General features: G+C 39.8%; 9 protein-coding genes and 1 pseudogene. 6 read left to right on the forward strand and 4 right to left on the reverse strand.

From position 1 onward, the window contains the following. Positions 1 to 669, forward strand: a 669-nt coding sequence (locus L652_RS0122200) for an alkaline phosphatase (protein WP_024595265.1), incomplete at its 5' end; no start/stop codon positions are given. A 95-nt stretch (positions 670 to 764) separates the two neighbouring features. Here L652_RS0122200 and L652_RS0122205 read toward each other — a convergent pair. The 3 genes and pseudogenes from L652_RS0122205 to L652_RS01000000124295 form a co-directional block, all read right to left on the reverse strand. Beyond that, complete coding sequence (locus L652_RS0122205) at positions 765 to 1,094, reverse strand: hypothetical protein (RefSeq protein WP_007580633.1); 330 nt, start codon at positions 1,092 to 1,094, stop codon at positions 765 to 767. Between the two features lie 68 nt (positions 1,095 to 1,162). Beyond that, positions 1,163 to 1,864: a tRNA (adenosine(37)-N6)-threonylcarbamoyltransferase complex dimerization subunit type 1 TsaB gene (tsaB, locus tag L652_RS0122210; protein ID WP_024595264.1), complete on the reverse strand. Its 702-nt coding sequence runs from the start codon at positions 1,862 to 1,864 to the stop codon at positions 1,163 to 1,165. A 9-nt stretch (positions 1,865 to 1,873) separates the two neighbouring features. Continuing rightward, a pseudogene (locus tag L652_RS01000000124295) lies at positions 1,874 to 3,785 on the reverse strand (ATP-dependent DNA helicase). Between the two features lie 331 nt (positions 3,786 to 4,116). Here L652_RS01000000124295 and L652_RS0122220 point away from each other — a divergent pair. After that, positions 4,117 to 5,400, forward strand: a complete 1,284-nt coding sequence (locus L652_RS0122220) for a sodium:proton antiporter (protein WP_024597348.1) — start codon at positions 4,117 to 4,119, stop codon at positions 5,398 to 5,400. 283 nt (positions 5,401 to 5,683) lie between these two features. Beyond that, positions 5,684 to 7,537 (forward strand): cytochrome c/FTR1 family iron permease, encoded by a 1,854-nt coding sequence (locus L652_RS0122225; RefSeq protein ID WP_024597349.1) that lies wholly within the window; start codon positions 5,684 to 5,686, stop codon positions 7,535 to 7,537. A gap of 114 nt (positions 7,538 to 7,651) precedes the next feature. Here the strand turns inward: L652_RS0122225 and L652_RS0122230 are convergent, their stop codons facing one another. Then, positions 7,652 to 7,888: a hypothetical protein gene (locus L652_RS0122230; protein ID WP_002960256.1), complete on the reverse strand. Its 237-nt coding sequence runs from the start codon at positions 7,886 to 7,888 to the stop codon at positions 7,652 to 7,654. A 419-nt stretch (positions 7,889 to 8,307) separates the two neighbouring features. Here L652_RS0122230 and hisG point away from each other — a divergent pair, with 419 nt between their 5' ends. The 3 genes from hisG to hisC form a co-directional block, all read left to right on the forward strand. Further along, positions 8,308 to 9,207 (forward strand): ATP phosphoribosyltransferase, encoded by a 900-nt coding sequence (hisG, locus tag L652_RS0122235; protein WP_002960257.1) that lies wholly within the window; start codon positions 8,308 to 8,310, stop codon positions 9,205 to 9,207. A gap of 5 nt (positions 9,208 to 9,212) precedes the next feature. Beyond that, the gene (hisD, locus tag L652_RS0122240; RefSeq protein WP_024597350.1) at positions 9,213 to 10,514 is read left to right on the forward strand and encodes a histidinol dehydrogenase; all 1,302 of its coding nucleotides are present in this window, start codon (positions 9,213 to 9,215) and stop codon (positions 10,512 to 10,514) included. Then, on the forward strand, positions 10,504 to 11,598 hold a 1,095-nt coding region (gene hisC, locus L652_RS0122245; protein WP_024603657.1), incomplete at its 3' end, for a histidinol-phosphate transaminase. The genes hisD and hisC, both read left to right, overlap by 11 nt.

Consider the following 11,598-nt stretch of genomic DNA (forward strand, 5'->3'; position numbering starts at 1 on the left):
CCTGCCATAGGTTTGTATGCAAGCAAAGGCTTGCCATTTGCCCTTGATATGAACCCAACTCGCCTTACTCAGTTAACATCTAAAGCGCTTGGTTTACTAGATAACCAGAATGAAGAAGGCTTTTTTGTGATGATTGAGGGCAGCCAAATTGATTGGTGTGGTCACTCTAACGATATAGCGTGTGCGATGGCTGAAATGGACGACTTTGCTAAATCAATCGAAAAAGCAAAAGCGTACGTTGATAAAAATAAAGACACTATACTTGTAGTTACAGCCGATCACTCAACGGGCGGCTTAACTATTGGTTCGCACGGCCAATTTAAATGGGAAACAGACGTAATTAAAGGTGTTAAGGCAACGGCTAGTAAGTTAACAGACAAACTTATGGAGTCTAAAGACTTAAAACCAGTATGGACTGCTAACACCAATATTGAATTTACAACTGAAAACCAAATCAAACTTGAGCAAGCTAAAAAAATGGGAGAAAAAGCGCTTAATTTAGCTGTTAAAAGTATTATTAGTGATGCAAGCTTTACTGGCTGGACAACTGGCGGACATACCGCTGTAGACGTTCAAGTATTTGCCTATGGCAAAGGCAGTGAGCAATTTATCGGCTCACAAAATAATACTGATATTGCAGATAAGCTGATTGGCTTTATTGAGCAGTAAATTTCACCTCGTTTTGAACACAAAAAGCCCGAACACATGTTCGGGCTTTTTATTGAATTTTATCGCTGTATTTATCTAAAACGCTCAATTAAGCTTTAAGCGTATATATCAACACCTATTAAATTTTGTACTTCGGCTCTGCGTTCTAAATTAGCAAATTCAGTATAAGTAGAAATCGCTTTACTTACTTGAGCTGTCGGTTGGTCGTAAATTGTTTGGCTGTATTCATTGCTTTTAGCACTGCTTTTAAACAGTTGATTAGCTAGTTCGACGCCCTCGACACTGCTTTTTACATAATCGGTATTCGTTTTTTGAGCAGCCGGCTGGTCTAATAAACTCTGTGGTTTATTAGTAACAACTTTAGTAGGGCTAACCCTACCCGGAATATCCCCGGTAAAAAAACCTGAACCAATAGGCAGCGTCATTACGCGTCTCCAACCTTAATATTGTATAAAATTATGATTTAAAAACAACCAATTTGCAAATAATATGATTAGTCACGCCCTGGTAGCTTTTTCCACGTTACCGTATCTCGCACATATTTAGGTTGAGCGTCACTCGCTTTTACAACGTCACCCGCTAAAAACGCGGCTTCAACATGCGCTAACATATAACGCGCATCAGGCAATGTAATATCAGTATTAATTGTCACGTTTTCAAAGTCATTTAGCGCATCAGGATAGGTTTTAAAGCCCGTGCCCACAGCTACAGATGGCTCAGTGGTCGCTATATAGTCATTATTTAGTAAATCAGGTTTTATAACGCATTCTTGGTTAACTAAAAGCATTAGATTATTTTGCGCTTGGTAATGTGCAAAGTATATCTCCCCCATACGCGCATCTATACTTGGATAAACACTCAGGCTGCCTTTTTGTTCAAACGTTTGTTGAGCCATAGTAGCCAGTGTAGACACACCAACAAGCGGCAAATTAGTTGAATACGCTAAGCCTTGCGCTATAGCAACACTAATACGTACACCGGTGAAACTACCTGGCCCCTGGCCAAAACCAATTACGTCTAAATCTTTTAATTTACAGTTTGCTTTAGTTAAAAGTTCATCCACAAGTGGAAGTATTTTTTGGCTGTGCTGCTGCGGACACTCTTCAAAATGATGAAACGTTTGGCCCTGGTAATGTAAAACAATTGAAAGTGCTTCAGTTGAAGCATCAAGGGCAAGGATATTACTTTTGATCATTTTAGTACTCTAATTAATTTGTTTTAAAAATGTATTGGCATCTTCTAAGCTTCGCGTGCGGCGCATCGGTGGTAAGCTTTTTAAAAATACTTGGCCATATTGGCGTGTAACTAAGCGATTATCACATATTACAAGTACGCCTTTGTCTTTACTATCTCGAATTAAACGCCCTACACCTTGCTTTAGCGCAATTACAGCCTGCGGTAATTGTATGTGTGAAAAAGGGTCTTTTCCCTGCATTTGGCAATCTTGCATTTTAGCTTGTAGCAATGGATCGTCAGGGGCTGCAAATGGCAATTTGTCTATAATAACACAACTTAATGTACTGCCGCGTACATCGACACCTTCCCAAAAAGAAGCCGTGCCGAGTAATATCGCATTACCATGGCGAGTAAATTTCTCTAAAATTATACGCTTAGACATTTGCCCTTGCATATAAACTGGGTAGTCTATTTGTGTAGTTAGCCCTTCGGCCACTAAGTGCATCATTCGATAGCTAGTAAATAACACAAAACAACGCCCTTGTGCTGATTTTATAAGCTCAAGCGTTAGTTTTACAATTGCATGTGGCATATTATCAGCGTGCGATTCGGGTAAGTAGCGAGGTAAACACAGCAGCGCCTGATTAGGGTAGTCAAATGGGCTATCTACCATCATGCTTTGTTTTGGCTTTAAACCTAGGCTTGCATTAAAATGCTCTAGTTTGTTATCAACCGAAAGTGTTGCAGAAGTGAATACAAATCCTGCGCCCGTGTCTTGCATCATTTGAGCAAACTTAGCTGATACATTCAATGGCGTTATATTAATTGTTAAATAACGGCGCGTTGTTTCATACCAATAACTAAAGCCGGTTTGGGCTGTATCAAAAACCCGCTCTAACTGCCCTTTAAACGCAAGTGCACGTTCAAATGGATGCTCAATTTTGTCGCTTCTATCTAGGCAAAGCTTGAGTACTTGATAAACAAAATCTAAATCACTGATCACACGATGGAGCGCCGCGCAAATTTGTTTATCGCTTAGTTTTTCTCGCCAATCGCCACGGCTGCCATCAACACCAAATTGTAAACGTAAATCAGCAACGCTTGTCTCAAGCTTGTTTAAGCTTTTACCAAGTTGCAGCATATCGGGAATTTCAGCTCTATAAATAGCACGTAAATCATTAATTAAATCTACCAACTTTTTAGTGCTAACACTTTCACCAAAGTAATCGCTGGCAATTTCGCTTAACTGATGGGCTTCATCAAATATGTAAGCATCTGCTTTTGGCATAAGTTCAGCAAAGCCACTTTCTTTTACAGCCATATCAGCAAAAAACAAATGGTGATTAATTACAACCACATCGGCATCGGCCGCAGTTAAACGTGCTTTGCGTATATAACAGCTTTGAAAATCTGGACACTCTTTACCTAAACAATTATCGGCTGTTGAATTTACATAAGGCAGTACTTTGGCATCATCTTCTATACCTATACAATCAGCCAAATCGCCCGATTGTGTTTCGCTTGCAAACTTAGCTACCATAGCTAGTTGATGCATTACGTCAGAGTCGTCAGTAGGTACATGTGCAACATGTTGATTAAGTCGGTAGGTGCATAGGTAATTGGCGCGCCCTTTTAATAAGGCGGTTTTTTTTGAAGCACTTAAAGCTTTAACTAGTTGCGGTAAATCTCGGTGATAAAGCTGCTCTTGTAAAGCTTTAGAACCTGTTGATATTATTGTGCGCCCTTTTGACTTAAGTGCAGGGGCTAAATATGCAAATGTTTTACCCGTACCCGTACCTGCTTCAACAACTAATTGCGAACTGTTTTTTAATGCATCNAGCTACTGCCATATCAATTTGTGGTTGGCGAGGCGTATACCCATCTAAAGATAACGCTAAAGGCCCGGTTGCACTAAACAGCTGTTTGATAATACCAATCACTTTAAAATAAATAATAGCGGGATTTTACGTAAGCAAAGCATTAAGGGCAAGTAATTACAAAACCCACTTTTACTTTACGAATTAATACGCACTTTAATAGTGAGATTAATCATTCGATATTACAATACACTGTGTATTTATAACGTACATTTAATTTAATAATGACAATATTTACAAAGCCTAATTTTCTATTAACTCTTACTAAAAATAATCCGTATTAAAAGCTATATTTAGGCATAAAAACTGTGACTCTGAAATATTACAGGAGTAACATATGCCGCGTTTATACTCCCCTTTTTCGTTTGTCGTTAAAAAATAGTAAGGTTAGCCAATGAATGCTTGGTATCTCATTTGTTTTCTCTCTGCCATTGCAATTTTTATTGCTTTTGCAAACCAATATATCCTCAAAATGCAAACTACAATTGCCATTACTACAGGCTCAGTTGTTATTTCTTTATTATTGATTATTGCCGTTAAATTATTAGGCGATCAAAATGCGTTAGCCATGACCCAAATTGTTTCCAGTATTAACTTTAACGAGTTATTACTCAAAGGTATGCTCGGATTTTTACTTTATGCTGGCGCATTGGAAATTAACCTTATGGCGCTTCGTAAACAGCGCTGGGAAATAACCGCACTAGTGCTATTTTCTACTATTGCTTCCACTTTTATAGTCGGTTATTTAAGTTTTTATCTATTTGCCTTATTTGGCTTTGATGTACCGTTTATATACTGTTTATTATTTGGCGCGCTTATTAGCCCAACCGACCCTATTGCTGTACTTGCTATTATTAAACAAATGCGAGCGCCAGAAGGAATCTCAGTTCAAGTAGAAGGTGAGTCGCTATTTAACGACGGTATTGGTTTAGTAATATTTACGACCATTTTTTCGGTTGCTTTTTATGGCACCGATGCACAATTTGGCGATATAGCAGAACTCTTTTTTGTAGACGCCCTAGGCGGCATTGCGTTTGGTTTGGTTATCGCTTTGGTTGGCCACTTTTTAATTATTAACAGCCGCGATGTAAACATTCGCTTATTGATAACCTTAACTATTCCTACCGCAGGTTTTGCTGCTGCAAATATTTGGGAAATATCAGGCGCACTTGCCATGGTTACGAGCGGCATATTAATGGGTAACATTACTCGTACTAAAGCAACTGAGCGCACGGGGCCTGAAGACACTCGTTACGTAAAAGATTTTTGGCATGCAACCGATAGCTTTTTAAATGCCCTACTGTTTTTAATAATAGGTATGCTAATAGTGACGATGCCAATCACGCTTGGTGAAATTGGCTTAGGCTTACTAATGGTACCTGCAGTATTACTAGCACGCTTTATTAGCGTAGGCGCACCCTTTGTCATCTTTAAACGCTTTAGAAGTTACGATAAACACAGTGTTAAAATTTTAACCTGGGGTGGGCTACGCGGTGGTCTTGCACTGGCAATGGCGGCAGCAATTCCACGCGAGCAAGTTTTTGTAGGTGGCTCTGACTTACATAACCTAATCGTGATTGTTACCTACGTTGTGGTTATATTTTCTATTATTGTACAAGGCTTAACTATTTCACCGCTTATTCAAAGCAGTATTAAATCAGCTGAGCAAGCAAAGTAATAAATGCTTTGTGAGCAATCAACTCAGTAACCAAGTTATTATATAAATCACTTGGTTACTGTTACTCACGTGTTACAAAAACACTTTAAAGTTCTATAAATTGTTATCCTTTTTATTTATCTTCTTTGTTTAAATTAATCCGCTTGAAATGCAAATGAAAACAATTATAATTTTGGCTTTTCCTCTGTAGGGCTTTTCAATGTCCAAAAATAATTCTCACGTGTTTTTAAATTTGGTATCTCTGGGCAAACGACAACTTCATTGTTTTATTGTGCTTTTTATAATGGCTATGGCAAGCTTTAATGTGTCGGCCTCACCTAATGAGCAAACAAAAATAAAACAAATTGCACAGCTTGCAGAGTATGTAGGTGTAGATTACGTGGCAGCTGTTGGAAATGGTGAAATACTAGACCCAGACGAATATCAAGAAATGACTGAATTTTCGCACGTTATTATTGAGCAAGCTGGACAGCTATCAAGCCAAACCAATGAGTTTGATACAGTAAAGGCACAAGCTAAAACACTGCATACAGCGATTGCCAATAAAGCGAGTGTTGCCGATGTACGTGCAGCAAGCTCAGCGCTTCGTGAGTCGCTGCTTACATTTATGCCACAACTATCGTTACCTACATCGCTGCTTCCGGTTGAGCAAACTAAAGCGCTTTTTGCTACTAACTGCTCAATGTGTCACGGCCCTAGTGGTCAAGGCGACGGTCCGCTTGCAAAAAATTTATCGCCAGAGCCTACCAACTTTACCGACGAAGAGCGCGCAACAAACCGCTCATTAATGGGGTTGTTTGACGCTGTAAGTAACGGCATTGACGACACACCTATGGTTGCTTTTACCCAATTTAATGAACAACAACGATGGTCTTTAGCTTTTTATGTAGGTAGCTTGGCATTTAAAGATGTTCAAAAACCACAAAATGTAGAACAAAACATTACCGCTTCGCAGATTGTAAACCTAAACCCTGCACAATTATCGGCAGGTCAAAGTGAGGCACAAGCACATTACGTTAAATGGCTTCGTGGTAATCCAGAGCAATTATTTAGCGCTAACAAAAATCCGATAACAGTTACTCGCACGCAGTTACTTGCAGCGCAAGCTGCGCATGCTAAAGGCAATTACTCACAAGCAAGTGATTTAGCAATTAGCGCATACTTAGATGGCTTTGAGCTTGTTGAAAACAACTTAAATGCCTACGACGAAACACTGCGTAAAAACATCGAAGTACAACTGATGAACCTACGCCAAACATTCAAAAACGAAAAAGATACAGCCGTCGTTGCCGAAAAAGTAAATGCCGCACTAACACAACTCGCTAAAGCAGATAGCATGCTAAACGAAACCAAGCTAACTGATGGCGCTCTACTTTCAGCGAGTTTAATAATATTACTGCGAGAAGGCTTAGAGGCACTCTTAGTTATTATTGCCCTTATGACTGTGCTTATTAGAACGAAACGTCAAGATGCGCTTAAATACGTACATGTTGGCTGGGTAACCGCACTTATTGCCGGTGGCTTAACATGGGCTGCTGCGCAAACATTAATAGAAATAAGTGGTGCAAGTCGCGAAGTTATGGAAGGTGCTGGTGCATTGTTTGCCGCTGTAATCTTACTGTATGTTGGCGTATGGATGCACAGTAAAACAAGTGCGCAACAATGGCAAAAATATATAAAAGACAATATAGATAAGCGTCTTGAGTCGGGAACACTTTGGGGATTAGCGGGGCTTTCTTTTATTGCCGTGTACCGAGAAGTATTCGAAACCGTATTGTTTTATCAGTCTTTATTAACGCAAAGCTCGCCTGCTCAATATTCATCTATTGCATCGGGTTTTGCGATAGCTATAGCAATACTAGCTATTATTACGTGGGTATTAATTAAGTACTCAATTAAATTACCGGTTGCTAAGTTTTTTGCAATTACCACTTATTTATTATTTGCACTCTCGTTTGTGCTTATGGGCAAAGCCGTTATTGCATTACAAGAGGCCGATATAATAGGTATTGCGTCGCTACCAATGAGCTTTGATATAGCATGGCTTGGTATTAAGTCGACATGGCAAGGTATTGTGGCTCAGGTATGTGTGTTCGCTATATTTAGCTTTTATATATTTAAAAGCAAAAACCAATAGTAATGCCTATCTGCTTAAGAGTTTAAGCTAATTGGCATAAGCAAAATACATAGTAAAAAGGCCCGCAAGGGCCTTTTGAGTTAATTGCTTATGTATTTAGTAAAGTTGGTATTATCAAGCCCACGTATCTAAATGGGGGTTTTCGTCATCATCTACGTTAGACTTTTTTTTACTATTTTGGTCGTCAAGCATATTGAGCTTTTTCTTTTTTTGTAACTCACGCCTTTTTTTATTCTCTAGCTCAACTTTTTCAGCGGCCGATCCACTTTGCACACCCGCAATATGAAAAGCACTTTTTGACTCAACTTCTAGTCTGGTTATTCTTCCTAAATAAGGAATCATGATATCCATACACACTTCCTTAGTTTACTGTTAAATTATCTAAACGCTTGGTTTGGCTAATAAACAAACAAATATATGCAAAAAATGCACTTCCCTTCTTAATATTATCGACAGTTATAAGATATGCTTTAATTAAGCTAAAAAAAACTTGCCATAATATGGCTGTTTATGTTTTTATGAATGCGAAATTTATTTAAACAGATAACAACTGAACGTTACTATAACAACGAGCAGTTAAATAGGATAAAAAATGCGCTTAAACCTGACAACAGTACATCATCACCACCATTCACCGGAATAACCTGTCAGGTCTTTCGCTGAGAGGTTATTCCTAAAAGGAACCTCTGGCGATTCAAAAAACATTGATTCATTTTCGCCCTGAGGTTCCCCTCGGGGTTTTTAGTTTTTAAATTAAAGGAAAATGAATAATGAGTAACACAAATCGTCTACGTATCGCCATCCAAAAAGGCGGCCGCCTATCTAAAGATTGTCAAGATCTGTTAAAACAGTTAGGTGTTAAACTTAACCTTCGTGAACAACGCTTAATTGCACACTCAACTAATATGCCAATTGACGTACTACGTGTGCGTGATGACGATATTCCTGGTTTAGTAATGGACGGTGTATGTGATTTAGGTATTGTTGGCGAAAACGTACTAGTAGAAGTTCAAGCAGAACGTGAACGCCAAGGTGTTCCAAGCGAAGTAAACAAACTTTCAAAACTAGATTTTGGTTACTGTCGTCTTGCACTTGCTTGGCCACAAGAGCTAGGCGCTCGCGATAAGAGCTGGTTTGAAGGCAAACGTATTGCAACTACCTACCCAGAAATTTTAACTCAGTGGTTAAAGCGCGAAGGCATCAACGCAAGTACAGTAATGCTTACTGGCTCTGTTGAAGTAGCACCACGTGCAGGTTTATCTGATGCAATTTGTGATTTAGTATCTACTGGCGCAACACTTGAAGCTAACGGCTTAATTCAAGGTGATACAATTTTAGAATCAAACGCATGTTTAATTCAAAATAAAGATCTGCAAGACGCTGACAAACTAGCACTAATCAATAAGCTTATGCCGCGCCTACGTGGTGTTAGACAAGCTAAAGAAAGCAAATACATCATGCTACACGCACCAAAAAACAAACTTGATGAAATTTGTGAAATTTTACCTGGTTCTGGTCAACCGACTCTACTTGCCCTTGCGGGTAATGAAGAATACGTAGCACTGCACATGGTAAGCAGCGAAACATTATTTTGGGAAACAATGGAGCAGTTAAAAGCCCTAGGCGCTAACTCTATTTTAGTTATGCCAATTGAAAAAATGATGGAGTAAGTACCATGCTTCGTTGGAATGAGGAATCTTCACAAGTACAAGCAGCGGCGCTAATGCGCCCTGCAGTTTCTGTAAGCGCAAAGGTTGAAGCAATATGCAAAACTATTTTAGCTAATGTAAAAGAGCAAGGCGATGAGGCCTTACTTAGCATGGCCAAAGAGTTTGATAATAGAGCTAACCCACGTTTGCGCGTACCGCTAGATGAAATTAACGCATCTGAGCAAGCACTAAGTGCAGAGCTTAAATACGCAATTGACACCGCTTATGCAAATGTTAAACGTTTTCACGAAGCGCAGTTGCCAAAAGATATTAAATTATCAACCCAACCAGGCGTTGTATGTGAACTGAAATATCAAGCCATCGAAGCAGTCGGTATTTATGTACCCGGTGGCAGTGCTCCACTGCCATCGTCGGTTATTATGCAAGGTGTATTAGCACAGTTAAGCGGCGCTAAAACCGTTGTACTAGCTACGCCGGTACAAGGTGATAAAGCAATTAACCCTGCTATTTTATATGCAGCTAAGTTATGTGGCATTACTACTTTGATAGAAAGTGGTGGCGCAGGCGCAATTGCAGCAATGGCTTATGGCACCGAATCGGTTCCTAAAGTAAACAAAATTTTTGGCCCAGGTAATAGCTTCGTAACAATGGCTAAACAGCTCGTTGCGCAAACTATCCCAGGTATGGCAATTGATATGCCAGCAGGTCCGTCTGAAGTATTAGTTATTGCAGATGAACGTGCAAACCCAGAATTTATAGCCGCCGATTTACTCTCACAAGCAGAGCACGGCGCAGACTCGCAAGTTATTTTATTATGTAACAGCGAAAGTATTATAGAACAAACTCAGCAGGCACTTACACGCCAGTTAGCTAATTTGAGCCGCAAAGAAACAGCCGAGCAAGCGCTCGCTAATTCTTCACTTATTTTGGTTGATTCTGTTGAGCAAGCATTTGATGTATCGGCGCAATACGGCCCAGAGCATTTAATTTTACAACTAGGCGATGCAACACCTTACCTAGATAAAGTTAAAAATGCAGGCTCAGTATTTGTAGGTGACTACACACCAGAATCTGCAGGCGATTACGCATCGGGTACTAACCACGTGTTACCAACATATGGTTACAGTGCAACTTACTCGAGTTTAAACTTGCTTGATTTTTTCCGTACATACACAGTGCAAACAATTACTAAAAGTGGTTTAACGCAGCTTTCAAAAGCAATTTTACCACTTGCAGATGCAGAAGGCCTTGATGCCCACGCTAATGCGGTTTCAATTCGTTTAGAGGCAATTAAAAATGAGCAATGAGAGCGCACAAGCGTCTAGCTTATTACCTAAGAATATTGCAGCCCTTGCTGCATACAGCTCTGCAAAAAGTGAAAAGCTAACCGGTACTACGTGGCTAAATGCTAACGAAAGCCCGTATGCTAAAAATCTTGAACTGAGTATTGAGGATTTAAATCGCTACCCCGACCCACAACCGCAACTGGTTATTGACAGGTACGCAGCTTATACAGATCTTGAAAGCGAAAATGTATTAATGACGCGCGGCGCAGATGAAGGCATTGAGCTTTTAGTGCGCACATACTGTGAGCCAGCTAAAGATAGTATTGCGCTATTTTTACCAACTTACGGTATGTACAAAGTTACCGCCGATACACACAACGTTAGTATTAACGCGCTTACCCAAGAATTATTATTAAGAGGCAGTGTTGATGAAATAGTTGCAGCTGTTGGCAGCTCAAAACTGGTATTTATTTGTAACCCAAATAATCCAACTGGCAGCCTAACACCACTTGATAAAGTAAAAGCGATTGCAACAGCACTTATGGGTAAAGCACTGGTTATTGTTGACGAAGCCTATATAGAGTTTTGCCCAGAGCAAAGCGCCACAAAACTTATTAATGAGTTTAGTAATGTAGTGGTTCTGCGCACGCTTTCTAAAGCCTTTGCGCTAGCAGGGCTCAGAACGGGCTTTACCCTTGCACAAGCAGCAACACTAGCGCCAATTCGTAAAGTCATTGCGCCGTATCCGGTATCAGGCGTTGTAGCAAGTATTGCAGCGCAAGCAATTGCACCCGATGCAATTACATCAATGCGCCGCCAAGTCACTATTTTAAATAGCTTAAAAGCTAAGTTGGTAGATTGGCTAAACGCCTCCCCTGCTGCATTAAAAATTCTCACTGGTGAAGGTAACTTTGTTACTTTAAAATTAGCCGATAAAAACTACTTTAAAATTGCACTTGAGCAAGGTTTGGTTATGCGCGCTTTTACACTATACGGTGAAGACGACTGGCTACGAATTTCAATTGGCAGTGAACAAGAACTTGAACAAGTAAAAATTTGGTTAGATGGCTTACAAACGCCGGCTACCGCAGCATCTTTAGCAGGA

This window comes from Pseudoalteromonas sp. TB25 (assembly GCF_000497995.1).
Classification (GTDB): domain Bacteria; phylum Pseudomonadota; class Gammaproteobacteria; order Enterobacterales; family Alteromonadaceae; genus Pseudoalteromonas; species Pseudoalteromonas distincta.

Coding starts and splice junctions, on each gene's coding strand:
- L652_RS0122230 (WP_002960256.1), bottom strand. CDS start 7,888: ATGGATATCATGATTCCTTATTTAGGAAGAATAACCAGACTAGAAGTT.
- tsaB (WP_024595264.1), bottom strand. CDS start 1,864: ATGATCAAAAGTAATATCCTTGCCCTTGATGCTTCAACTGAAGCACTT.
- hisD (WP_024597350.1), top strand. CDS start 9,213: ATGCTTCGTTGGAATGAGGAATCTTCACAAGTACAAGCAGCGGCGCTA.
- L652_RS0122220 (WP_024597348.1), top strand. CDS start 4,117: ATGAATGCTTGGTATCTCATTTGTTTTCTCTCTGCCATTGCAATTTTT.
- L652_RS0122225 (WP_024597349.1), top strand. CDS start 5,684: ATGGCTATGGCAAGCTTTAATGTGTCGGCCTCACCTAATGAGCAAACA.
- L652_RS0122205 (WP_007580633.1), bottom strand. CDS start 1,094: ATGACGCTGCCTATTGGTTCAGGTTTTTTTACCGGGGATATTCCGGGT.
- hisG (WP_002960257.1), top strand. CDS start 8,308: ATGAGTAACACAAATCGTCTACGTATCGCCATCCAAAAAGGCGGCCGC.